Origin of the sequence: Paraburkholderia sp. A1BS-2L (assembly GCF_051125205.1) — a bacterium.
Classification (GTDB): Bacteria; Pseudomonadota; Gammaproteobacteria; order Burkholderiales; family Burkholderiaceae; genus Paraburkholderia.
On the sequence record NZ_CP120428.1, the window covers coordinates 535,368 to 560,443 of the forward strand.

Annotated in this window: 16 protein-coding genes; 8 read left to right on the top strand and 8 right to left on the bottom strand. The window is 66.4% G+C overall.

Features of this window, described 5'->3' with window-relative positions:
- Positions 1-96 precede the first annotated feature (96 nt).
- The 4 genes from aroG to P5W98_RS02425 form a co-directional block, all read right to left on the bottom strand.
- Positions 97-1,170 carry a 3-deoxy-7-phosphoheptulonate synthase AroG gene (aroG, locus tag P5W98_RS02410; RefSeq protein ID WP_421042516.1) on the bottom strand — a complete coding sequence of 358 codons (1,074 nt, stop codon included), beginning with the start codon at positions 1,168-1,170 and terminating at the stop codon, positions 97-99.
- A gap of 386 nt (positions 1,171-1,556) precedes the next feature.
- The gene (gene tldD / locus P5W98_RS02415) at positions 1,557-3,023 is read right to left on the bottom strand and encodes a metalloprotease TldD (RefSeq protein ID WP_434718197.1); all 1,467 of its coding nucleotides are present in this window, start codon (positions 3,021-3,023) and stop codon (positions 1,557-1,559) included.
- Between the two features lie 99 nt (positions 3,024-3,122).
- Positions 3,123-3,992 (bottom strand): carbon-nitrogen hydrolase family protein, encoded by an 870-nt coding sequence (locus tag P5W98_RS02420; protein ID WP_434718198.1) that lies wholly within the window; start codon positions 3,990-3,992, stop codon positions 3,123-3,125.
- A gap of 79 nt (positions 3,993-4,071) precedes the next feature.
- Positions 4,072-8,493, bottom strand: coding sequence for a YhdP family phospholipid transporter (locus P5W98_RS02425; RefSeq protein WP_434718199.1), 4,422 nt, complete (start codon positions 8,491-8,493; stop codon positions 4,072-4,074).
- Between the two features lie 210 nt (positions 8,494-8,703).
- On the opposite strand from P5W98_RS02425, the gene glnE reads away from it, so the two are divergent.
- Positions 8,704-11,535: a bifunctional [glutamate--ammonia ligase]-adenylyl-L-tyrosine phosphorylase/[glutamate--ammonia-ligase] adenylyltransferase gene (gene glnE, locus P5W98_RS02430; RefSeq protein ID WP_434718200.1), complete on the top strand. Its 2,832-nt coding sequence runs from the start codon at positions 8,704-8,706 to the stop codon at positions 11,533-11,535.
- A gap of 537 nt (positions 11,536-12,072) precedes the next feature.
- Here the strand turns inward: glnE and P5W98_RS02435 are convergent.
- From P5W98_RS02435 to P5W98_RS02450, 4 genes are read right to left on the bottom strand one after another with little or no spacing between them, the layout of a single operon-like run.
- Complete coding sequence (locus P5W98_RS02435; protein WP_434718201.1) at positions 12,073-12,393, bottom strand: type II toxin-antitoxin system RelE/ParE family toxin; 321 nt, start codon at positions 12,391-12,393, stop codon at positions 12,073-12,075.
- A 23-nt stretch (positions 12,394-12,416) separates the two neighbouring features.
- Positions 12,417-12,584, bottom strand: coding sequence for a type II toxin-antitoxin system prevent-host-death family antitoxin (locus tag P5W98_RS02440; RefSeq protein ID WP_434718202.1), 168 nt, complete (start codon positions 12,582-12,584; stop codon positions 12,417-12,419).
- A 52-nt stretch (positions 12,585-12,636) separates the two neighbouring features.
- Positions 12,637-14,316: a DNA repair protein RecN gene (gene recN, locus P5W98_RS02445; RefSeq protein ID WP_421073505.1), complete on the bottom strand. Its 1,680-nt coding sequence runs from the start codon at positions 14,314-14,316 to the stop codon at positions 12,637-12,639.
- 7 nt (positions 14,317-14,323) lie between these two features.
- Complete coding sequence (locus P5W98_RS02450; RefSeq protein WP_421023078.1) at positions 14,324-15,235, bottom strand: NAD kinase; 912 nt, start codon at positions 15,233-15,235, stop codon at positions 14,324-14,326.
- A 221-nt stretch (positions 15,236-15,456) separates the two neighbouring features.
- Here P5W98_RS02450 and hrcA point away from each other — a divergent pair, with 221 nt between their 5' ends.
- From hrcA to pabB, 7 genes are all read left to right on the top strand, one after another.
- Entirely contained in the window at positions 15,457-16,476 is a 1,020-nt protein-coding gene (hrcA, locus tag P5W98_RS02455; protein WP_421023079.1) for a heat-inducible transcriptional repressor HrcA, read from the top strand.
- Between the two features lie 234 nt (positions 16,477-16,710).
- A complete protein-coding gene (hemH, locus tag P5W98_RS02460) occupies positions 16,711-17,778 on the top strand; it encodes a ferrochelatase (protein ID WP_421073506.1) in 1,068 nt (355 codons plus the stop codon).
- A 37-nt stretch (positions 17,779-17,815) separates the two neighbouring features.
- Positions 17,816-18,223 carry an RNA-binding S4 domain-containing protein gene (locus tag P5W98_RS02465; RefSeq protein ID WP_421044412.1) on the top strand — a complete coding sequence of 136 codons (408 nt, stop codon included), beginning with the start codon at positions 17,816-17,818 and terminating at the stop codon, positions 18,221-18,223.
- A gap of 518 nt (positions 18,224-18,741) precedes the next feature.
- Positions 18,742-19,314 (top strand): nucleotide exchange factor GrpE, encoded by a 573-nt coding sequence (gene grpE, locus P5W98_RS02470; RefSeq protein ID WP_421042506.1) that lies wholly within the window; start codon positions 18,742-18,744, stop codon positions 19,312-19,314.
- A gap of 248 nt (positions 19,315-19,562) precedes the next feature.
- Positions 19,563-21,506: a molecular chaperone DnaK gene (gene dnaK, locus P5W98_RS02475; RefSeq protein WP_421042505.1), complete on the top strand. Its 1,944-nt coding sequence runs from the start codon at positions 19,563-19,565 to the stop codon at positions 21,504-21,506.
- 314 nt (positions 21,507-21,820) lie between these two features.
- Complete coding sequence (gene dnaJ / locus P5W98_RS02480) at positions 21,821-22,954, top strand: molecular chaperone DnaJ (protein WP_421042504.1); 1,134 nt, start codon at positions 21,821-21,823, stop codon at positions 22,952-22,954.
- 47 nt (positions 22,955-23,001) lie between these two features.
- Positions 23,002-24,936, top strand: a complete 1,935-nt coding sequence (gene pabB, locus P5W98_RS02485; RefSeq protein ID WP_434718203.1) for an aminodeoxychorismate synthase component I — start codon at positions 23,002-23,004, stop codon at positions 24,934-24,936.
- Positions 24,937-25,076 lie beyond the last annotated feature (140 nt).

The following is a 25,076-nucleotide window of genomic DNA, read 5'->3' on the forward strand; positions in this document are numbered from 1 at the left end:
CACTGCGGCGCTCGCAGCCGCGTTTCCCGCGGACAAAAAAATGCCCCGGTGCAGTTCAGCGCCGGGGCATTTTTCGTTGCAGCGCGAAAAAGCGGCTCAGTTACCGCTGCCACGCGCGACGCGGCGCTGCTTGACCGCTTCGGCGAGCCCTTCGAGCACGCCCACGCTTTCGTCCCAGCCGATGCAGGCATCGGTGATGCTCTGGCCGTAGGTCAGCTCGCAGCCTTCCTTGAGATCCTGGCGGCCCGCCACGAGGTGCGACTCCACCATCACGCCGACGATGCGCTCGTCGCCCGCCGCGACTTGGCGGCCGATGTCGGCGCACACGGGGATCTGGTTCTCGTGCTTCTTCGAGCTGTTCGCGTGGCTCGCATCGATCATCAGGCGCGCTGCGAGGCCCGCCTTGCCGATGTCGCTGCACGCGACATCCACGCTTTGCGCGTCGTAGTTCGGCGTCTTGCCGCCGCGCAGGATCACGTGGCAGTCCTCGTTGCCGGCCGTCGAGACGATGGCCGAATGGCCGCCCTTCGTCACGGAGAGGAAATGGTGCGGCTGCGAGGCGGCCTTGATCGCGTCCACGGCGATCTTGACGTTGCCGTCGGTGCCGTTCTTGAAGCCGACCGGGCACGAGAGACCCGAGGCCAGTTCGCGGTGCACCTGCGACTCGGTCGTGCGCGCGCCGATCGCGCCCCACGAAACGAGGTCGGCGATGTACTGCGGGCTGATCATGTCGAGGTACTCGGTGCCCGCCGGCAGGCCGAGCTCGTTGATCGAGACGAGCAACTCGCGCGCGGTGCGCAGGCCGTCATTGATCTTGAAGCTGTTGTCCATGTACGGATCGTTGATGAGGCCCTTCCAGCCCACCGTCGTGCGCGGCTTTTCGAAGTACACGCGCATCACGATCTCGAGCTCGTTCTTGAAGCGCGTGCGCTGCTCCACGAGCTTGTTCGCGTATTCGAGCGCGGCCTTGGTGTCGTGAATCGAGCACGGCCCGATGATCACGATCAGGCGGTCGTCCATGCCGTGCAGGATGCGGTGCAGGGCGCGGCGCGACTCGAAGATCAGCGTGGAGGCGGCTTCCGAGCACGGGAATTCGCGGATCAGGTGAGCGGGCGGCGTGAGTTCCTTGAGTTCGCGGATGCGGACATCGTCGGTGTTGTGCGGGGGCATGGTCGTTTTCTCCTGATCCGGTGTGTAGCGTGCGTCGTGCTCGATGACGAAACTGTGGGGCGAAAAAAAACCGCCAGGCTTTGCTGGCGGTTTTTCGTGTATTCGGGTTCCTGCGCGTACTGTCAACCCTCTCGATCCGCCAGCGGTCTGAGATACCAAAAAAAGTAAAAATAAAACTTCGTGGCGAACATGGCGGATTCGGACTCGAAAACGTTCGTTACGTCGAAAAGGGTAAATGCCTTTATAACCCGAGCTTCTCGTGGCTGACAAGCTGGGCTGTGAAAAAATGCGGATGATCCGCGCACTACCAATGCTAGCTGCAGAAAATCCGCGCTGCGATGCGGTTTTTCCGCATCGCAGCGCATGAATCCTGCAGTTCTGGACGCTTAGACCGTGCCGCCCACCGTCATGCGATCGATGCGCAGCGTCGGCTGGCCCACGCCCACCGGCACGCTCTGGCCCTCCTTGCCGCACACGCCCACGCCCGAGTCGAGGCGCATGTCGTTGCCGATCATGCTCACGTACTTGAGCGATTCCGGGCCGCTGCCGATCAGCGTCGCGCCCTTCACGGGGTAGGTGATCTTGCCGTTCTCGATCATGTAGGCCTCGGAGGCCGAGAACACGAACTTGCCGTTGGTGATGTCGACCTGGCCGCCGCCGAAGTTCACGGCGTAGAGCCCGTTTTTGACCGAGGCGATGATCTCCTGCGGATCCTTGTCGCCGTTGAGCATGTAGGTGTTGGTCATGCGCGGCATCGGCAGCGCGGCGTACGACTCGCGGCGCGCGTTGCCGGTCACGGGCATCTTCATGAGGCGCGCGTTGAGCGAGTCCTGGATGTAGCCCTTGAGGATGCCGTCCTCGATCAGCGTCGTGCACTGCGTGGGATTGCCCTCGTCGTCGATGTTCAGCGACCCGCGGCGGTTGGGCAGCGTGCCGTCGTCGACCACGGTGACGCCCTTGGCCGCCACCCGCTCGCCGATGCGTCCCGCGAACGCCGACGAGCCCTTGCGGTTGAAGTCGCCCTCGAGCCCGTGGCCGATGGCTTCGTGCAGCAGCACGCCGGGCCAGCCCGGGCCGAGCACCACCGACATCGCACCAGCCGGGGCCGGACGCGCTTCCAGATTGACCAGCGCCGCGTGCACGGCATCGTCGACGTACTTCGAGAGCACCTCGTCGGTGAAATACGCGTAGTCGAAGCGACCGCCGCCGCCGCCGCTGCCGATCTCGCGGCGACCGTTCTGCTCGGCGATCACCGTGACCGAGACGCGCACCAGCGGGCGAATGTCGGCGGCGAGCGCGCCGTCGCTGCGCGCGACCAGCACCACGTCGTATTCGCCCGCGAGCGCGGCCATCACCTGGCTGATGCGCGGGTCGCGCCCGCGCGCCATCTGCTCGATGCGCTCGAGCAGCTTCACTTTCTCGGTGGCGTCGAGCGAGTTGAGCGGATCGGCGGGCAGGTAGAGGTCGCGGCCCGCGATGCCCTTGAGCGAGGAGGCCGCCTGGATCTTCTGCTTGCCGCCGCCGGCCTGCGCGATCGAGCGCGTGGCGATGGCGGCCTGGCGGATCGCCTCGGGCGAGAGGTCGTCGGAGTAGGCGAAGGCGGTGCGCTCGCCGGACACGGCGCGCACGCCCACGCCCTGGTCGATGCTGAAGCTGCCCGACTTGACGATGCCTTCTTCCAGGCTCCAGGCCTCGCTGCGCGTGGTCTGGAAGTAGAGGTCGGCGTAGTCGACGCGGTGCGTGAAAATCTCGCCGAGCGTGCGCGTGAGCACTGCCTCGTCGAGGCCGTAGGGCGTAAGGAGCAGGTCCTTCGCGGTCGCCAGATTGCGGATGCCGGGTTCGATGATGTTCATGCGCTCAGTTAGCAATCTCAGTTAGCGGTGTCTGTCAGAATAGGTTCGGGTGAAACGCCTTGAATTCAAGCGCCTCGTTTACGGTTCGTGGATGGCGTCTCAGGGGTGGCCCAGCACGCGATGCCGACAGGCCGGCAGGCTTGCGCGCACGGCGGCCATGCGTTCCAGGTCGATGTCGCCGATCACCACGCCGGGGTTTTCGTCGCGCACGTCGACGATCTCGCCCCACGGGTCGATCAGCATGCTATGGCCCCATGTGCGGCGGCCGTTCTCGTGCTGGCCGCCTTGCGCCGCCGCGAGCACGTAGCACTGGTTCTCGACCGCGCGGGCGCGCAGCAGCGTCTCCCAGTGCGCGCGGCCCGTGGTGTACGTGAACGCCGACGGCACCACCATCAGCGCGCAGTCGCCCATGCGCCGGTAAAGCTCGGGAAAGCGCAGATCGTAGCAGACCGACAGGCCGACGCGGCCGAACGGCGCGTCGAAGGTGCGCACCTCGGCGCCGGGGCGGATCGTGCGCGCTTCGTCGAACGATTCAGCGCCTTTTTCGAAGCTGAAGAGGTGAATCTTGTCGTAGCGTGCGCGCTCCGCGCCGCTCGGATCGAACACGAGCGTGGTGTTCAGCACGCGGTTTTCTTCGGGCGCTTTCAGCGGCAGCGTGCCGCCGATGATCCAGACGCCGTGGCGCTTCGCGGCAGCGGCGAGAAAGCGCTGGATCGGGCCGTCTTCGTAAGGTTCGCGGATGGCGAGCTTGTCGGTGTCCTTGTGGCCCATGAAGCAGAAGTATTCCGGCAGCAGCACGAGGCGCGCGCCCTGACTGGCGGCCTCTCCGATCAGGCCCTCGGCGTCGGCCAGGTTGCGCTCGCGATCGGGCGTGCTGACCATCTGCAACGCGGCGACGCGAAACCGCGTGCTGCCAGAGTCACTGAGACCACTGGGGACGGGCGTTGCGGGAGAGGGGGGGTGGCTCATCGACGGCTCTTGAGAAGAGAGACGGGGGGGTCCGGTTGCGGTGCACGGCACGAAGGCGCGCGGCAAGCCGCTGCGCCGCTCAATGCGCCGCCGCCGGAACCGGCGTATTCATCTTACCCTGATCGTCCGGCAGTCGCTCGACATGCGGTTTGGACCACGAACCCGTGATCGCATAGGTCCGCGCGAATGCCACTTCGACGGTATGCAGGAGCACGACATCGGCGATCAGCGCGCCAAGCCCGAAGAACGGGTTGATGATCGTCGCGGCGATCACGCCCGCGCCGGCGCTCACCGTGGGCACGACGTGCACACGCAGATCCTGGGTCTTGTGGGCGAGGTCGATGGTGCCGGCCATCTGCGCGCGGCCCGGCGCCGTCACGAGCTTGAAGTCGTCGGTGCGGCCGACGCCGTTCTGGATCTGTCCGGTGCCCGTCACGCTCGTGAACGGCAGGCCCGGCCCGAACAGGTCGTGGAAATCCATCTCGGGAAAGTGCGCGAAGCTTTGCAGGCTCAGCACCCCGAGCAGCGACGCCACTCCCTGATTGATCTTGAGAATCTGGCCATGGTGCAGGTCGAGCGCGAGGCTGCCTTCGAGCGTCGGATAGTCGAGCGCCGTCGGGCCGCCGCGCCACGCGAGCTTGCCGCTCAACGTGCCTTGGCCGCCCCTGACCACATGCGCGACACCCGCGCGTTCGAGCAGCGAGCCCGCGTTCTTGAGGTCGAGGTGGAAGTCGAGCACGGTGCGGCGCGGCGTTTCACTCGCGCCGCCCGCGGTGTCGGCGGGGGGCGCTTCGTCGCCCACGGCGCGCCAGTTCTCGGTCGCGGTGAAGTGCGCGTCAGGGTTGGTGATGTCGAGGGTGTCGAGCTGCCAGACCGGCACGCCATTGTCGACGTAATTGTGGGCGCTCATCTGCAGGCGGCCGAAGTCGTGGTCGCGCACGATGAGCTGGTTCACGACGAGGTCGATCGACGGCATGTTCTGGGCGCGCTGCGACATGGCCTGGCCGAGCAGATCGTTCTCGGTCGCGGCGGGCACGACGAGGCGGGCGAGCTGCGCTTCGAGCGTGCCGGGCGAGCCCGCCACGGGGCCCGGCTTCCACGCGACGTGGCCCGAGACCTGATTCGACGCGACGTTGGCCTGCCATTGCTTGCCGGTGCGCGTGGCGCCCACGATCACGTTTTCCCAGTGACGCTTGAGCAGCGTGAGCATGCCGACGTGGACCGCGAAGCGCGAGGGCAGATAGGATGCGAACGCGCCGCCGGGGACGGGCGCGGTGGTTGGGCTTTCGGCGCTTGGGGCACTTGCGGCGCTTGCTGTCGATGCGGCTTGTAGCGCGCTTGCTGTGCTCGTTGCGCTTGCGGTGTTCCCGGCGCTCGCCGTTGTCTGCGATGCGGGTTGTGGCGGGCGGGCGTTTGCCGCCGCCTGCGATGCGGGCGGCGCCGCTGCAGCCGCGGCTTCGCTTGCTGCCGCGCTGCCGCGCAGCTCCTGCGCCACCCCGCGCCATGCGTCGGCGTTGAAGGTGGGCATGTCGACCACCGCGACCACGCCTTCGCTGGGCAGATCGGCGGGCCGGTTCATGGCGATCACGCCGCGCACCACGCCTGGCACGTGGCCCGGATTGCGGCGCAGCACGTAGCGCGCCGCGAGCGGCCCGAGCGTGAGATCGGCATGCTCGTACAGCGGGGCGTCGGCGGCGGCCGTCGTCTCCGTGTCGCTGCCGTCGCCGGCGCCGGGCTGCAGCTCGAAGCGCAGCGGCATGGGCGCGCCCGCGGTCTTGCCGAATGGCGCGGGCAAGTCGATCGCGAGATCGGTCAGATCCGAGTGCGCCTTCACGTCGGGCAGATGGCCGCGCTCGCCCGCCACCGAGAGCGACCACGGCGCCGAGCCCGAAAAGCGGCCAAGCACCGCCGCCGCCGTGCCGTGCAGGTTCAGCCCGCGCGCCGCGTCGACGGCCACGTTGCCGGCCACGTTCACGTGATAGCGGCCGTCATCGCTCAGGCCGCCGTTCGCGCGCACCTCGCCGCCAAGGAAGCGTCCCGTGAGCCGCTCCACCTGCGCGCTGCGGTTCGTGAAGTGCACTTTGCCGGTGAGGCTGGACAGCGGCGGCACGTTATTGGCCGTGAGCGTGTCGTTCTCGAAGCCGATGGCGCCAGCCACCTTCACCGTGGGCATCGGCTTGCGCGGGATCGTGAGCTTGAGCGCGAGCGTGGCCGGCCCCTGCGCCTGCACCTTCTCGGTAGCGTGTTTCGACATCGCGCCGATCGAGCTGTTGTCCGCATAATCGAGCAGGTCCGCGAGCGGCCCGCGCCCCGCGCCCTCGATCACGATATCGGAGCCCTTGATGCCGAGTTCGTCGATGCGCCCGGTCACGTCGCGCAGCACGAAGTTGCGGTAATGACCGCGCGCGACGTCAAAGCGCAGCTTGTTCTCGTGAAGCTGGAACACGCCGTCGATGCCGTCGAACGCGGGCCAGACGTTCGGCGCGCCGTTGCGCAGCGTGCGCGGCGGAAACGGCGTCGGCTCGAAGCGCCCGTTCTGGAACGGCGCGACGATGCGGAACTGGCCCGCCTCCGGGTCGCGCGAGTAGGGGAATTTGGCGAGATCGCCATGGATCTCGATGGTCCCGCCTTTCGAGACCCCCGCCTGCAGCCCGTGGCCCAGATAGACGCGGGTCTTCTCAGGGATGCTGGTGGGCAGATAGCGCGCGATGGCCTTGACCTGCGCCGTATCGAATTTGGCGACGAGGTCGAGCGCGCCGCGTCCGTGGCCGGGGTTCGTGTAGTGCGCGGTCATGGTCGCGCGCGCGTCGGCGTTCTGCACGCCCAGCTCGCTCACGTTGACCGCAAACGCCTTGAGCTTGTCGCCGGGCTGGCGCTGCGCGGCGATCGTCCAGGTCATGGCGCCCCACAGGCGGTCGAACTTCAGGCGCGGATCGTCGAATACGCCCGGCAGCGTGAGCGTGCTCGCGGCCGTGTCGAGGTGTAGCGAGCCGCGCGATTCGTCGGCGTCGATTTTCCCCCAGAGGTTCTCGATGCCGGGCAGGCCCGCGCGCGGATGGCCGCGCGGCGTGAGGCCGGGCCCCGGCTCCTGGGCTGCCACGCTGATGCCTTGCAGGTCGCCCTTGAAGCGATAGTGGACGATGGGCTCGACGCTCTTGTCGCGCTGCTCGGCGGCCGCTTCGCCGCCCTCGGGGCTTGCGCGCTCCAGCGCGAGATCGTAATTGGCGATCACGCCTTGCGGATTGAAGCGCACGAGCGCGTTCTGCACGCGCCCGGGCAATGGCAGCGCGCGCATGAATTCGGCGAGGATGCCCAGATCGATGCGGTCGCCATTGACCGAAAGGAGCTGGCCGTGCTGCAGCGACTGCTCGCGCATATGTCCGTCCAGCGTCGCAAACGCGAGCGAGCGCGTGAGCGGCGTGCCGTCGTCGAGCGGCGGTTGCCCGAGCTCGGCATGGAAATCGCGCATTTGCAGGGTGTAGTCGCCGGGCTCGGCCGCGATGCGCCAACTGAATTGCGCGACCGGCAGGTCGAGGCGCGGCTGGGTCGCCTTCACGCGCAGCGCGATGTCGTTGCCGCTCAGCACGCCGTCGGCGGACTTGATGCGGCCCGCCTCGAAGTGCGCCCAGATTGCATTGTTGATGCGCCCGGCATAGGTCGTGAGCGGCAAGGCGATGTAGCGCGCCAGCGTGGGCAGGTCCACGGGGCCGGTCGAGACGTAGGCGTCGCCGCTCCAGTCGAGCGGCTTGCCCGCCTGCGCGTTGCGCGCGTGCCGGAAGTGCGCGCGGAAGTCGAGCGGCCCGTGCAGCACCGTGCCCTCGGCCGGCGCCTGCAGCGCGACGCGGTGGTCGTAGCCGTCGTTGAGGATGGCGAGGCGAATGTCCGAGAGCTTGAGCTCGGGCGCGTCGCGCGTGGCGTCGTGCCAGCGCAGCGTGCCGCCGCGCAGCACGATGGCCTGCTGGCGCATGAGCCAGGTCGTAAAGGTGGCGTTGCCCGTATGCGCCGTGGGCACCGGCACGCCGGCGACCGTGAGCATGCCGTCGTCCTCGCGCGCGATCAGCACGTCGGGGCGCTCGACCACGACGCTCGAGAGCAACAGCTCGAAGCTCACGAGCGAGCGCCACGAGACCGCGGCCGTTGCGTGCGGGACGTTCAGCGCGAGGTTGCCGTGGCGGTCGCGGATCGTCAGGCCCGCGACGTCGATGCCGGGCTGGAAGCCCGACCAGTGAGGCGAGAGCTTGCCGATGCGAAACTCGGCGTGGATCTTGTCGGAGACCAGCTTTTCGATGCGCGGACGAAAATCGTCCACGTAAGGCAGCACGACATAGCGCAGGCCGAGCAGCAGCACCGCGACGATGAAATAAAGGACGAGTGCGATGCCGGCCAGCACGCGGAACGTGTGGCGCAGGACAGGGTGATGGTGCTGTGAGCCCACGCCTGCATTTTCCCGGCTGGCATGTCCGGTTTGATGCTGGCCCGCGGGGTCGTTACGCTCGGACATGCTGCGGCGGGTGGGGTATGGTAGCGTTGCGTTCTGACGTCGAAATGTATCACAGGGGGCCATGGAGCCGGCCATCCGGGGAAGCCGGGATGGCCTGTCGCGCGCTGGTGCACGGGGTTTTTGGCACGGCGGCGGGGGCGGCTGACGCAATGCCGGTGTTGACCCATCCTCCACCCAACCCCCGCTCCACGAGCCGGGCAAAGATCCACCATGACTGACATTTCCCTTCTGAGTTCCCAATATTCGCGTTATGCGGCGCGTGCCTATGCGGCCCGCGCTGGCCTGGCCGATCAGGTTCAGGCGCTTGCGGCTGCGCCGCTCACGCGCGCGACGCTGTCCGCGCGGCTCGATGCGTTGTGCGACGAGGCGCGCGGCGGCCCGGCCAATGCGGATAATGCCACCCCCGTCGCCGCTGCGCCGCTCACCGACGAGCAGTTGAAGAAGGCGCTGCGCCAGTTGCGCGCCGAGGTCATCTGCGCGGTGATGGAGCGCGACCTCGCCGGCGCGGCCGATGTCGTCGAGGTCACCGGCGCCATGACCGATCTCGCCGAACTGACGATCCAGCGCGCGCTGGCAGTCGTGAGCGCGGACCTCGAGGCGGTCTTCGGTGAGCCGCGCGGGCCGAACGGCGAGCGCCTGACGCTGGGCGTGGTGGGCATGGGCAAGCTCGGCGGGCGCGAGCTCAATGTGTCGTCGGACATCGACCTGATCTTCGTCTACGAGGACGACGGCGAGACCACGGGCGGCCAGCGCTCGCCCATCGCCACCCAGGACTTCTTCGCGCGCGTGGGCAAGCGCCTCATCGGCGCGCTCTCCGATGTGACGGCGGACGGCTTCGTGTTTCGCGTCGACATGCGGCTGCGCCCCAACGGCGACTCGGGTCCGCTCGTATGCAGCCTCGGCATGCTTGAGGAGTACTTCTACGTGCAGGGCCGCGAGTGGGAGCGCTATGCGTGGATCAAGGGGCGGCTCGTCTCGGAGACGTCGAGCGAAAGCGCGCTGCGGCTCGCCTCGCAGCTCGAAGGGCTCGTGAAGCCGTTCGTCTACCGGCGCTATCTGGACTTCGGCGTGATCAGCGCGATCCGCTCGCTGCACATGCAGATCCGCCATGAAGCGCAGCGCCGCGCCTCCATGCGCCCCGACAAGGCCGACGACATCAAGCTCGGGCGCGGCGGCATCCGCGAGATCGAGTTCAGCGCGCAGGTGTTCCAGTTGATTCGCGGCGGCCAGGACGCGGGCTTTCGGGTGCGCCCGACGCTCGCGGTGCTCGGCTACGCGGCGGCGCGCGGGCTGATCGCGCCCGAGGTTTGCAGCGAGCTCACGAGCGCCTATAACTTCCTGCGCGAGCTCGAACACCGGCTGCAATACCGCGATGACGCGCAGACCCATGCGATGCCCGTCGATCCCGAAGAGCGCGTGGCCCTCGCGAAGTCGATGGGCTTTGACGACTACGCCGCGCTGATGACGGTGCTCGACGCGCATCGCGAGAAGGTCGAGCGCCAGTTCGACCAGATTTTCTCCGACAAAGTGAGCGGCGACAGCGGCCGCGGCGTGCCCGGGGACGGCGCGGCCGCCTGGGTCTGGAGCGACGCGCTAACCGAAGAGGGCGCCGACGGCACGCTGCTCGAACGCCTCGCGGAACTCGGCATCGACGATCCCGCGCCGCTGCTCGCGCGCCTGCGCGGGCTGTGGCAGTCGTCGCGCTATACGGGGCTGCCCGAGAAAAGCCGCGAGCGCTTCGACAGCGTCGCGCAGCGCGCGCTCGAAGCGGCGCGCACGCTGGAGCCGCGCGAGCGGCGCGGCGACACGCTCGCGCGCATGTTCGATCTGCTCGAAGCCGTGATCCGGCGCGGCGCGTATCTCGCACTGCTCACCGAATATCCGGATGCGCTCAATCGTGTGCTCAAGGTGCTGGGCGCGTCGCGCTGGGCGGCGGGCTATCTGGTCCGCCATCCGCAACTGCTCGACGAGTTGCTCGACGACGAAGCGGTCGCCACGCCCTTCGACTGGCCGGCGTTTTCGCGTCTGCTGCGCGCGCGCCTGGCGGCCGCTGCCGACGTCGAGCAGCAGATGGACCTGGTGCGCCACGCGCACCAGGCCGAGGTGTTCCGCATCCTGCTCAACGATCTCGCGGGCCGGCTGACGGTCGAGCACGTGAGCGACCGGCTCTCCGAGCTCGCGGACGCGGTGCTCGACGTGACCATCGAAACCGTGTGGAAGCAGTTCGCGAAGCGCCACCGCGAGGTGCCGCGCTTCGCGGCGATCGCCTACGGCAAGCTCGGCGGCAAGGAGCTGGGCTACGCGTCGGATCTCGACCTCATCTTCCTCTACGACGACGAGGACGAGCGCGCCTCGGAGATTTACGCGACGTTCGCGCGGCGGCTCATCACCTGGCTCACGACCTCCACGGGCGCGGGCACGCTGTTCGACGTCGATCTGCGCCTGCGGCCCAACGGCGAATCGGGGCTGCTCGTCACCGATCTTGGCTCGTTCCGGCGCTACCAGCTGCGCGAGGGCGACGCCGCGAATACCGCGTGGGTGTGGGAGCACCAGGCGCTCACGCGCGCGCGTTTTTCGGCGGGCGACGCGGACATCGGCAATGCTTTCGAGGCGATTCGCGTGCAGGTGCTCACGACACCGCGCGATGCGGCGCTGCTCGCCCGGGAGATCGTCGAAATGCGCCAGCGCGTGGAAGATGGCCACCCGAACCGCACCGAGCTATTCGATCTGAAGCACGACCGCGGCGGCATGGTCGATATCGAATTCCTCGTGCAGTACTGGGTGCTGCTGCACGCGGCGCAGGACCCCGAGCTGATCCGCAACACAGGCAATATCGCGCTCCTGCGCGAGGTGTCGCGCTTTGGGCTGATGAGCGAGGAGGAGGCCGACACGATTGGCTCGGCGTACCGGCTCTATCGCAAGCTCCAGCACCAGTTGCGGCTCGACGGCATGGAGGCGGCGCGCGTCGATCCCGCGCGGGTCGAGCACGAGCGTCAAGCCGTGCTGGCGCTCTGGAAGCGGGTGTTTGGGGAGCAGGGCTAAGGCGGCGAGCGACGCGGCGTGCTGTTTGCGCACGCCGCGTCGCCGTCGATTTCCAGTTTTCGGAAGCAGCTTCTAGATGTTTAGGCATGCAATGTAATTGCATCGGATTTGCCGTTGAAATATCTCCATCGGTTTCGCTCCTGTATTTAACACTTATCCGGAGGATTTGACGGTGTCCGCCGAGTGACTTGTAGGGCGCCGTCTGACTTGTATCAATCCATCTGGATGAAACACCCGGCTGGCCACTCGCAAAGGCCTGCGCATCGTTTAAGGTGCTGACGCCACTGGCATATCAACGCCTCATATCGATCGTTGCCTGCGCATCCAAATCAAAAAACGCACAGCAAGTGAGTCGCGTCTGGCCCGCGCTTCGCTGTGCCGGCGCCGGTTTCCCCGCGTCGCAGGCCAAACCGGAGCACGCATGTTAAACAATCACGAACCGCGTCGCCGTTTCTTGCGGCAGATGCTGGCCGTCGGCCCGCTGCTTCGATCACCACCGCCGCAGCCGGTTCGGGCGGAAAACATCCAGGGGAACGGCTAAGGTCTCAAGAGACGTTTAGCCAGAAGGTCTTTCAAATCTCTTCGAGTATCGACGATCAAGTGGATATGAAAAGCCTGATCGTCGATTTCGTAGATGATGCGGCACATTGCGCTAACCAACTGCCGATAGTTGGCTATACCGAGCTCAGCCAGTTCAGGCGGGATCGAGCCGTTCTGTGGAAATGATTCGAGTTGAGCCACGTCGCGCTGGATGCGCTCAAGCGCTTCGCGCCAGATAAGACCGCCGAATTTGGTGACCTGATAGCGTCTGAGCCGTTGCAGGTCGGTGCGGGCGGATTGGAGAAAGACGACTTTCATGCAATGCCGTCGTCGTTGTCCATTTACTCCAGTTCGGCGAACACCGTGCTCGCCGGGATGACGTGGCCTGCTTCGATTTCCTTGCGCCCCAAGGCGAGGATCTTCAGAAGCGCCAATGTCTGTTGCATGTCTTCGTACGACTGAGCGTCCTGCACGACAACCTTGGCTTCGCCATTGCGGGTGATGAGCATCGGCTCGCCGCTTTCGGCAATGTCGCGAATAATCGGGTAATCCAGATACCGCTCAAGCCGCCAGCATTTCCTTTGCGTGCCGGCGCGTGGTGGCGGTGATCTCCAGCCCGCCGAGCATGCGCGCGACTTCCTCCACACGGCCCGGTCTGTCGAGCGGCGTGACGACCGAGACGGTGCCGCCATTGCCGTCGCCGGCCTTCGAGACCTGGAAGTGGTGATCTCCGCGCGCGGCAACCTGGGGCAGGTGCGTGACGCACAGCACCTGGCGCTGTCGGCCGAGCTGATGCAGCAAGCGCCCGACCACCTCGGCGACGCCGCCGCCGATGCCGGTGTCCACTTCGTCGAAGATCAGCGTCGGCGTGGGGCTCGCGGCGCTCGCGATCACGGCGAGTGCGAGGCTGATGCGCGCGAGTTCGCCGCCCGAGGCGATCTTCGCGAGCGGGCGCAGCGGCACGCCCGCGTGGCCGGCCACGCGAAATTCGATCTGCTCGAGACCGTGAGCGCCGCCGATCGGCTCGCCGTTCGCGCTGCTGCCGAGCGGCACCAGCGCGACCTCGAAGCTGCCGCCCGCCATCGACAATTCCTGCATGCCCTGCGTGACCGCTGCGCCAAGCGCCTTGGCGGCCTTCGCGCGCGACTTCGAAAGCTCGCGCGCCTCAGTGAGATACGCTTCGTGTGCCTTGTCGGCGGCCGCGCGCAGCACGTCGAGGTCGGAGGCGGCGTCGAGCGCCGCAAGCTGGGCGCGGCGCGCCGCGTGTTCCTCGGGCAGCGATCCGGCCTGGAGGCGGAACTTGCGTGCCGCCGAGTGCAGTGCGTCGAGCCGGTGCTCGACCTGCGCGAGCCGTTGCGGATCGAGATCGAGCCGTTGGGCGTAATGGGAGAGGGAGTAGGCCGCTTCCTGCAACTGGATCGCGGCGGGTTCGAGCGCGGCGAGCGCGTCGCCAAGCGCGGGATCGACTTCGGCGAGATCGCGCAGCTTCGAGAGGATCGAATTCAGATGCGAGATCATCGCCTCGTCGGATTCGGAGAGCGCCGCGAGCGCGCCTTGCACGCCTTCGATCAGATTCGCCGAATTCGCGAGCCGTACGTGCTCGGCGTTCACCTCTTCCCACTCGCCGGGCTGCGGCGCGAGTTTGTCGAGTTCGGCGAGTTGCCAGGCAAGGCGCTCGCGCTCGAGCTGGAGTTCCCGGTCGCGCGACATCGCGGTTTGCACGGCGAGGCGCGCGTCGCGGGCGGCGCGCCACGCGCGCGTGACGGCGGCAGCCGTGTCGACCAGGCCCGCGTGCGTGTCGAACAGCTCGCGCTGCGCGTCGGGGCGCATGAGCAGCTGATGCGCGTGCTGGCCATGGATGTCGACGAGGCGCTCGCCCACTTCGCGCAGCTGCGCGAGCGTGGCCGGCGTGCCGTTGATGAACGCGCGCGAGCGCCCGCCGCTGTCGACCACGCGGCGCAGCATCACGGTGTCCTCGCCGTCGGGCGTGGCGAGCGCCTGCTCGTCGAGCCACTGCGCCACGTGCGGCGGGGCGTCGAACTCGGCGGTGATGTCGGCGCGGCTTTCGCCCGTGCGCACGACGCCTGCGTCGGCGCGCGTGCCGAGCGTGAGCGCAAGGGCGTCGATCAGGATCGACTTGCCCGCGCCGGTTTCGCCAGAGAAAACGGAAAAGCCGTTGTCGAATTCGAGGTCGAGCGCGGCGACGATCACGAAGTCGCGGATCGAAAGATGGCGGAGCATGGCGGCGTCAGTCTTCCGGGTCGTCTTGCAGCGAGGGGTGTTCGTTCCAGTGCAGCTTCTGGCGCAGGGTCCGGAAATAGCTGTAGCCGACCGGGTGCAGGAAAGGCACGGTATGGCGCGAGCGGCGCACCTCGATTACGTCGTTGAGTTCGAGGGCCGTGAACGACTGCATGTCGAAGTTCACGTTGACGTCGCGTCCCGCGATGATCTGGATGCTGACCTTGCAGTCGTCGGGCAGCACGATCGGGCGGTTCGAGAGCGCGTGCGGCGCAATCGGCACGAGCACGATGCCCTGCAACTGCGGATGCAGCAGCGGCCCCTGCGACGAGAGCGAATAGGCGGTCGAGCCTGTGGGCGTGGCGACGATCAGCCCGTCCGAGCGCTGGTTGTACATGAAGCGGCCGTCCACGTGCACGCGCAACTCCGCCATGCCTGAAACGCCGCTGCGGTTCACCACCACGTCGTTGAACGCAAGGGCGTGGTAGATCGGGTCGCCGCCGCGCGTAATGCGTGATTCGAGCAGCGAGCGCTCCTCGCGCTCGAAGCTGCCCGCGAGCAGTTGCGGCACGACTTCCTGCATGTCGGCGAACGGGATGTCGGTGATGAAGCCCAGACGCCCGTGGTTGATGCCGATGAGTGGTGTGCGGTAGGGCGCGAGCTGGCGGCCGGTGCCGAGCATCGTGCCGTCGCCGCCGAGCACCACGGCCACGTCCGCGCGCGCGCCGATTTCGGCGATCTGTAGCGCCGGATAGCCGGTGGCGCCGATCTGCTGGGCGGTGTGCGCTTCAAACACCACGTCGAAGCCGCGCTGCGAAATCGTGTGGGCGAGCGCCATCAGCGGCTCGCCGATGCCTTGGGTATTGCTGCGCCCGACGAGCGCAACAGTCTTGAACTGGCTCTGGATCTTCTGGATCTGCATGCCGGCATTACACCATAGTCGGGTCTCGAAAAGAACCTGGCAGCCCCTGCCCACGGGGCGTGGGCAGGGGCTGCGCCCCTTTTTTGCAGGCCGGCGTGACGCGGCGATGACAGACCGGCCAAAACAGTGCACAGGCTGCCGCGGTTCCCGCACGGCCGGGCCGCGGGCGCGAGCGCGGGCGGACTCGCCGCCAACCCGGCATTAGGCTAGAATTTTCAGTCATGCTAGACCCTCGCGCACAAACCCTCCTCAAAACGCTGATCGAGCGCTACATCGCCGAAGGTCAGCCGGTCGGCTCGCGCACGCTGTCGCGCTTTTCCGGCCTGGAGCTGAGCCCGGCGACGATCCGCAACGTGATGTCGGACCTCGAGGAGCTGGGGCTTGTGTCGAGCCCCCACACCTCGGCAGGGCGCGTGCCCACGCCGCGCGGCTATCGCCTGTTCGTCGACACCCTGCTCACTGTCGAGCCCTCGGCCGACGACGACGCGCTCACGCGGGCGGTCAAGACCACGCTGCGCCCCGGCGAGCCTCAGAAGGTGGTGGCGGCGGCGGCCAGCGTACTTTCGAATCTCTCGCAGTTCGCGGGCGTGGTGCTCACGCCGCGGCGCACGCACGTGTTCAAGCAGGTCGAGTTCATGCGCCTGTCGGACAAGCGCATCCTGCTCATCATCGTGACGCCCGAAGGCGACGTGCAGAACCGCATCATGGCGACGCAGCGCGACTTCACGCCTTCCGAGCTCATCGAAGCCTCCAATTACATCAACGCGCACTTCGCCGGACTTTCGTTCGACGAGGTGCGGCGGCGCCTGCGCGAAGAGATCGACGCGCTGCGCGGCGACATGACCACGCTCATGCACGCCGCCGTGACCGCGAGCACCGACGAAACCGATACCGGCGAGACCGTGCTCATTTCCGGCGAGCGCAACCTGCTCGAAGTGGCCGATCTGTCGTCGGACATGGCGCGCCTGCGCAAGCTCTTCGACGTGTTCGACCAGAAAACGAGTCTGCTGCAGCTGCTCGATGTGTCAAGCCACGCCCAGGGCGTGCAGATCTTCATTGGCGGCGAGTCGAACCTCGTGCCGATCGAGGAAATGAGCGTGGTGACCGCGCCCTACGAAGTGAACGGCAAGATTGTCGGCACGCTCGGCGTGATCGGCCCGACGCGCATGGCCTACAACCGCGTGATTCCGATCGTGGACATCACCGCGCGCCTGCTCTCGCTCACGCTTAGCCAGAGCTGAAAGCGCTTGCCGCGCGGTTTGCCCGCGTTTCCCTTTGCACCGATCATCGCCCAAAGCCGGGCCGCGCGCCACTGGCCGAATGGCTAACGGTGGGGGTTTGGCGTGCGCCGCCGCCGTGCATCCCGCGCCTCGTGAGCGGGCTTTGGAGCTGGCCCGGCGCATCCATTTACGCCCGCTATAATGCGCACTGGTGCAACTTTGCCGCGCCTTGAAGCGCGGCGTCCCTGACCGCCTATGCGTTTCGACCTGGAGCGACCCCTGCAGTCAGCCGTTGCGCATCGCGTCGCGGTGCTGCTCATCAATCTGGGCACGCCCGACGCGCCCACGCCGCGCGCCGTGCGCCGCTATCTGGCGCAGTTCCTTTCCGATCCGCGCGTGGTCGAGATTCCCGCGCCCATCTGGCAGGTCATCCTGCGCGGGCTGATCCTGCCGTTTCGCAGCCGTTCGTCGGCGAAGAAATACGCGGCGGTCTGGACGCCCGAAGGCTCCCCGCTGCGCGTGCACACGCAGAAGCAGGCCGACGGCTTGCGCCATCTGCTGCATCTGAACGACTACGCCGTGCTTGTGGACCATGCGATGCGCTACGGCACGCCCGACATCGCGGCGATGCTCAGCCAGCTCAAGCTCGCCGGCGCCGAGCGCATTTTGCTCATGCCGATGTATCCGCAATACTCGGCGTCGACCACGGCCACGGCTTTCGACGCCGCGTTCGCCAAGCTGCGGCGCATGCGCAACCAGCCGGAAATCCGCACGGTGCGCGCATACCACGACCATCCGGCTTATATCGGGGCGCTCGCGACTCAGGTGCGGGAGTACTGGCAGGCGCACGGCCGCCCCGACTTCGCGGCGGGAGATCGCCTCGTGCTGAGTTTTCACGGCGTGCCGAGCCGCACGCTCGATCTCGGCGACCCGTACCACGATCAATGCCAGCAGACGGCCTCGCTCCTCATGCATGCGCTCGAACTCACGCCGGTGGAATGCCGCGTCACGTTCCAGTCCCGCTTCGGGCGCGCGCAGTGGCTGCAGCCCTATACCGCGCCGACGCTCAAGGAGCTCGGACAGGGCGGCGTGCGTCGCGCCGACGTGTTCTGCCCTGGTTTTACGGCGGACTGCCTCGAGACCATCGAGGAAATCGGCATGGAGGTCCGCGACGAGTTCCTGCATGGCGGCGGCAAGGAGTTCCACCGTATTCCGTGCCTGAACGCGTCGCCTGCGTGGATCGCAGCGCTCGGAGAAATCGTTGCGCAGAACCTGCAGGGCTGGCCGGTGCGGGCGCCGGTTCCAGCCGGCGCGACGGCCTGAGCGCGGGACTTTAGCGGCGCTCAATCAGGAAGCATCCATGAATTACAAGATTTCGACCGAACCCGGCGCGCGTCTGCGCATCGACAAATGGCTTTGGGCCGCGCGCTTTTTCAAGACGCGTTCGCAGGCGTCGGACGCCATCGGCAAGGGCCGCGTGCGGATCGGCGGCGATGTCGTGAAGGCTTCCCGGGACGTGCGCGTGGGCGACTTCGTGAAGATCGAGATCGATCACGCGGTATGGGAGGTGCAGGTGCTCGGCATCTGCGAGGTGCGCGGCCCGGCGAGCATCGCCCAGACGCTCTATGCGGAGACAGAGGCCGGCCGCGCGCAGCGCACGGCCGAACAGGAGCGCAGGCGGCTGTTTCGCGAGCCCGCCGCCGTGCTGCACGGCAGGCCCACCAAGCGCGACCGTCGCACTATCGACAAACTTTCGCGTGAGGATTGAAGAGCGCCTCCATTGTGGCGTGAACGCCCCCGTATTCCGTCGTATTGTCGTTCACGACGCCGGACATGCAGATGGTGGTGGTCCCGGCGATGAGTACCAACGCGACCACCGAGATGGCAAAGGTCAGTTTCACGGTACTCCCCCAAGGGAAGAAAAGCTGCAAAACGGCCAATACATGGGCCACAGACGCAACAGCAGGGCCCCATCAGTGCGGTGCCGGACTCAGGGTAAATGCCCTGTGAGCAGCACCTGTTCCTGAGTGTAGGCCAGGGTTGCCCCGTACTCAATTTCATTGTTGCGGCACTGCAGTAATGGTTGTAACGAGCGATTTCGGCGGTTTGATCCATGGATAAAAAAACCGCGCGAGGCCCTTGAAATAAATGATCCGGCACCCACGTGCTGTCGCGATGGACAAGGCGGCTGTAGCGTTGGCGCATCGCTCGTCAGCGTAGCAAACGAGCTGGCCAGAACGGTCCGCGCCTTGTTTCCCCTTTTACTATTCAACGACGTTCAGCGACATGGAAAACACGCAAGAGAACCCGACGAGCCAGAACCCCACGCCCGCGGACGAGGCGTCGCAAGCCGCTGCTCAGCAGCAACAATCTGCGGCCGAAGGCGCCGCGCAGGCGCCCGAAGGCGACGCGCAAGCAGCGCTGGCAGAGGCCCAGGCGAAGGTCGCCGAGCTGCAGGATGCATTCATCCGCGCCAAGGCCGAGACGGAAAACGTCCGCCGCCGCGGTCAGGAAGACGTTGCCAAGGCGCACAAGTTCGCCATCGAGAGCTTCGCCGAGCATCTGCTGCCGGTCATGGACAGCCTCGAAGCCGCGCTGGCGCATGGTTCGGACGACCTCGCGAAGGTCAACGAAGGCGTCGAGCTGACGCTCAAGCAACTGATCGGCGCGCTCGAGAAGGGCAAGGTGATGCAGATCAACCCGGTGGGCGAGAAGTTCGACCCGCATCGCCATCAGGCCATCTCGATGGTGCCTTCGGAGCAGGAGGCGAACACGGTCGTCGCGGTGCTGCAAAAAGGTTATGTGATTGCCGACCGCGTGCTGCGCCCGGCGCTGGTCACGGTTTCGCAGCCGAAGTAAGGCGTCTGCCGGTCGATTCGCCGTTGTTTTGTAAGGCGTTGGAAAGTCTGGGCGGCGCTGTTTCGAGCGACACGCCACCGATCGAAAAAAATTAACGAATTCATAGCCCAAAGCTCTTGAAAACATCCTTGCGGCACCTATTTGGGCAACAGTGAATTGAAACAAACCGAATTGAGCTGAGGCGAACGCCCCCGCACCACGCGAGACGCGGCGAACGCACAGCGATCAAAATCTGGAGAATTGACAAAATGGGCAAAATCATCGGCATCGACCTCGGCACCACCAATTCGTGTGTGGCACTGATGGAAGGCAATCAGGTCAAGGTGATCGAGAACTCGGAAGGCGCTCGCACGACGCCGTCGATCATCGCTTACATGGACGACAACGAAGTGCTGGTCGGCGCGCCGGCCAAGCGTCAGTCGGTCACGAACCCGAAGAACACGCTGTACGCGGTCAAGCGCCTGATCGGCCGCCGCTTCGACGAGAAGGAAGTGCAGAAGGACATCAACCTGATGCCCTACAAGATCGTCAAGCACGACAACGGCGACGCATGGGTCCAGGCGCATGGCAACAATCTCGCGCCGTCGCAGGTGTCGGCCGAAGTGCTGCGCAAGATGAAGAAGACCGCTGAAGACTACCTCGGCGAGCCGGTCACCGAAGCGGTGATCACGGTTCCCGCGTACTTCAACGACAGCCAGCGTCAGGCCACCAAGGACGCCGGCCGCATCGCCGGGCTGGAAGTCAAGCGCATCATCAACGAGCCGACCGCGGCTGCACTCGCGTTCGGTCTGGACAAGGCCGAAAAGGGCGACCGCAAGATCGCCGTGTTCGACCTGGGCGGCGGCACGTTCGACATCTCGATCATCGAGATCGCGGACGTTGACGGCGAAATGCAGTTCGAAGTGCTCTCGACCAACGGCGACACGTTCCTCGGCGGCGAAGACTTCGACCAGCGCATCATCGACTACATCATCGGCGAGTTCAAGAAGGAGCAGGGCGTCGACCTCTCGAAGGACGTGCTCGCGCTGCAGCGCCTGAAGGAAGCTGCTGAAAAGGCCAAGATCGAACTGTCGTCGGGCCAGCAGACCGAAATCAACCTGCCGTACATCACGGCGGATGCCTCGGGCCCGAAGCACTTGAACCTCAAGATCACGCGCGCCAAGCTCGAAGCGCTGGTCGAAGACCTGATCGAGCGCACCATCGAGCCGTGCCGCGTGGCGATCAAGGACGCGGGCGTGAAGGTCGGCGACATCGACGACGTGATTCTCGTCGGCGGCCAGACGCGTATGCCGAAGGTGCAGGAGAAGGTTAAGGAGTTCTTCGGCAAGGATCCGCGCCGTGACGTGAACCCGGACGAAGCCGTGGCCGTGGGCGCTGCGATTCAGGGCCAGGTTCTCTCGGGCGACCGCAAGGACGTGCTGCTCCTCGACGTCACTCCGCTCTCGCTCGGTATCGAGACGCTCGGCGGCGTCATGACGAAGATGATCAACAAGAACACCACGATCCCGACCAAGCACGCACAGGTCTACTCGACGGCCGACGACAACCAGGGCGCCGTGACAATCAAGGTGTTCCAGGGCGAACGCGAAATGGCGGCTGGCAACAAGCTGCTGGGCGAGTTCAACCTCGAAGGCATTCCGCCCGCACCGCGCGGCGTGCCGCAGATCGAAGTGAGCTTCGACATCGACGCGAACGGCATTCTGCACGTCGGCGCGAAGGACAAGGCGACCGGCAAGGAAAACCGCATCACCATCAAGGCGAACTCGGGCCTGTCGGAAGCCGAAATCGAGAAGATGGTGAAGGACGCCGAAGCGAACGCGGAAGAAGATCACCGTCTGCGTGAGCTGGCCGACGCACGCAACCAGGGCGACGCGCTGGTTCACAGCACGAAGAAGGCCGTGGCCGAGTACGGTGACAAGATCGACGCCAGCGAGAAGGAAAAGATCGAAGCCGCGCTGAAGGAACTCGAAGACACGCTGAAGGACACGTCGGCCGACAAGGCGACGGTCGAAGCGAAGGTCGAGGCGCTGTCGGCAGCGTCGCAGAAGCTCGGCGAGAAGATGTACGCCGACATGCAGGCGGCGCAAGGCGCGGCGGGTGCGGCTGCAGGTGCCGCGGGCGCCGAAGCCAACCCGCAGCATGCCGCCGAAGACGTGGTCGACGCCGAGTTCAAGGAAGTCAAGAAGGACTAAGTCTGCTTGTTCAGGGCCAGAGCATCCGGCGCGTTTCGCGCCGGATGCTTCGATCAGCGGCCCGGTTTGATAGGACTGAGCCGACCCAAGCCCGGCCGCATCGGTTACGATGCGCTTCGGCATTGCAGCGCCTGGCGGGCCTTTAGGCTCTCCGGGCACATTTGTTTTATGGAGGCCGTTCTCTTGCAGGGGCCGCCGGGGCGCAAAAGCGCCCGCGCGCGGAAGGTGCGAAGGAGCGGCAAACGGGTCACGAGATCCAGCATTCAAGAGGAGCCGGCGCGCGCCGCGAGGCGCGCGGCCGGCGTTGAACCGATATGGCGAAACGGGATTACTACGAGGTTCTGGGCGTCGCGAAGAACGCGAGCGACGACGAAATCAAGAAGGCGTATCGCAAGCTTGCGATGAAGTATCACCCCGACCGCAATCCGGACAGCAAGGATGCGGAAGAGCATTTCAAGGAGGTGAAAGAAGCCTACGAGATGCTGTCGGACTCGCAAAAGCGCGCGGCTTACGACCAGTACGGCCATGCGGGTGTCGATCCCAACATGGGCGGCGCGGGTGCGCAGGGCTTCGGCGGTTTCGCGGACGCTTTCGGTGACATCTTCGGCGATATTTTCGGCCAGGCGGCCGGCGGCGGCCGTGGCGCGCGTGGCGGCCCGCAGGTGTATCGCGGCGCGGACCTGCGCTACAGCATGGAAATCACGCTGGAGCAGGCGGCGCACGGCTACGAGACGCAAATTCGCGTGCCGGGCTGGAGCGGCTGCGACGTCTGCCACGGCTCGGGCGCGAAGCCCGGCACCAAGCCTGAATCCTGTCCGACCTGTCACGGTTCGGGCCAGGTGCGCATGTCGCAGGGTTTCTTCAGCATCCAGCAGACCTGCCCGAAGTGCCACGGCACGGGCTCCTATATTCCCGAGCCTTGCACGAACTGCCACGGCGCGGGCAAGGTGAAGGAAACCAAGACGCTCGAAGTGAAGATTCCGGCGGGCATCGATGACGGCATGCGCATTCGCTCGGCCGGCAACGGCGAGCCGGGCATCAACGGCGGGCCGTCGGGCGATCTCTATGTCGAGATCCACATCAAGCAGCACGCGGTCTTCGAGCGCGACGGCGACGACCTCCATTGCCAGATGCCGATTCCGTTCACCACGGCAGCGCTCGGCGGCGAGATCGAAGTGCCGACGCTGGCAGGCCGCGCGAGCTTCACGGTGCCCGAGGGCACGCAGTCGGGCAAGACTTTCCGTCTGCGCGGCAAGGGCATCAAGGGTCTGCGTTCGAGTATCGCCGGCGATCTGTACGTGCATGTGCAGGTCGAAACGCCGGTCAAGCTCACCGAGCCGCAACGCGATTTGCTCCAGCAGTTCGAGAAGTCGCTCGTGGAAGGTGGCTCGCGCCACAGTCCGCAGAGCAAGAGCTGGTTCGACCGCGTAAAGAGCTTCTTCGATTAATGCACGCGTCGGGATTTCGTGCGGTAGCAGGCAGGCGGTAACGTTCAATGGCAGTGAATCAAGGCGGCGCGGCCAGCGACGCGATTTTCGCGCTGCTCGACGATGGCGACTCGACGGCGGCGAGCCGTTCGAGCCGCCTGTACACGGGGTTCGTGCGCGAGATCGCGTGCGAGCGCGCGGCGGATCTCGACGCGGCGTGCCGCGAAGTCAATGCAGCATTGAGTGCAGGAGCGGGCGCGGCCCTTCATGCGCTCGTGCTCGGCGATTACGAATTCGGGCGCGCGCTCGAATTCGCGAAGCGCGACGCCTCATCCAGCCAAACGCAGCACGGCCACGCCGCGCTGCGTTTTTTATTGTTCGCGCGCTGCGAGCGGCTTTCGCGCGACGAGGCCGACGCGTGGCTCGCCGCGCGCGAGGGCAGCGCGGCCCCCGCGCCGGCTGGCATTGCCGGTGTGACGATGGGCGTCGAGCGCGAGCGCTTCGAGCGCGACATCGGTGCGGTGCAGGACGCGCTGCGCATCGGCGACTCTTATCAGATCAACTACACGTACCGGTTGGGCTTCGAGGCGTTCGGCGCGCCGGTGGCGTTGTACCGGCGCCTGCGCGAGCGCCAGCGCGTGCGTTACGGCGCGCTCATCGCGTTGCCGGGCGATCGCTGGGTGCTCTCGTGCTCGCCGGAACTGTTCGTCCAGAAGCACGGCGAAACGTTGCGCGCGAAGCCGATGAAAGGCACCACCGCGCGTCGCGCCGATGCCGCCGAAGATGCCGCTGCCGCGCAATTCCTCGCGAGCGACCCCAAGAATCGCGCCGAAAACGTGATGATCGTCGACTTGTTGCGCAACGACGTGTCCCGCGTCGCGCAGACAGGATCGGTGCGCGTGCCCGCGCTCTTCAGTGTGGAGCCGTATGCCTCGGTCTGGCAGATGACCTCCACGGTGCAGGCGAAACTGCGCCCCGGCACGACCTTCGCCGACGCGATGCGCGCACTGTTCCCATGCGGCTCGATCACGGGCGCGCCCAAGCACCACACGATGGAATTGATCGAGGCGCTCGAGCACGGTCCGCGCGGGCTCTACACGGGCACCATCGGCTGGCTGGACGCTCCTGGCGAAGGCGAGGCCTGTGGTGACTTCTGTCTCTCGGTCGTGATCCGCACGCTCACGCTCGACGCCCCCAGCGGCGCCGATGGGGCAATGCGGCGCGGCGAGATGGGCGTGGGCGCGGGCATCGTGCTGGATAGCGTAGCGGCCGACGAATACGAGGAGTGCCGCTTGAAAGCGCGTTTTCTCACCGAGGCCGACCCCGGCATCGAACTCTTCGAAACGATGTATGCGACGCGCGCGCAGGGCGTGCGTCATATCGAGCGCCATCTCGCGCGGCTTGCGGCGGGCGCGGCCTGGCTCGGTTTTCCGTGCGATGTGGAAGCGTTGCGCGAGCGTCTTGTTGAGGCGTGTGCTGCGTTCTCGGAAGCGGACGTGCCGCATCGGCTGCGGCTCGCGCTCGGCAAGAGCGGAGTGGTAACGCTGACCAGTGCGCCGCTTGCGCCGCTTGCGCCGCTTGCGCCGCTTGCGCCGCTCGCTCACGACACTGTTGGCGTGCTGCTCGCGCCGGATCACGGCTTCGCGCCAGTTGCGTCAGGCGATGCGCTGCTGCTGCGCAAGTCGACGCGGCGCGCCGAGTTCGACCGCGCATGGCGCGAGGCCGAAGCGCAGGGTGGCTTCGACATGCTGTTCTTCAACGAGCGCGGCGAGCTGACCGAAGGCGGGCGCTCGAACGTGTTCGTGAAGCTCGACGGACAATGGTGGACGCCGCCGCTCTCGTCGGGGCTCTTGCCCGGCGTGATGCGCGGCGTGCTGCTCGCCGATGCGGCGTTCGGGGCGCGCGAGCGTGCGCTTACGCGCGAGGACGTGCTCAACGCCGAGGCGCTCTTGCTGACCAATGCGCTGCGCGGGGCCGTGCCGGCGCGCTTGATACGCGTTTGATTCGCTAACGGCGTGAGGCTCCAGAAGCGCTCAAAGCCGTCCGAACTACGAATTGGCTCCGTCCGCGTTGATGACGCTACGCCCAGATTTACGCCCTGTCGCAACCTTTCGATATTTCGTCGACGAACGCGGTATGAGCG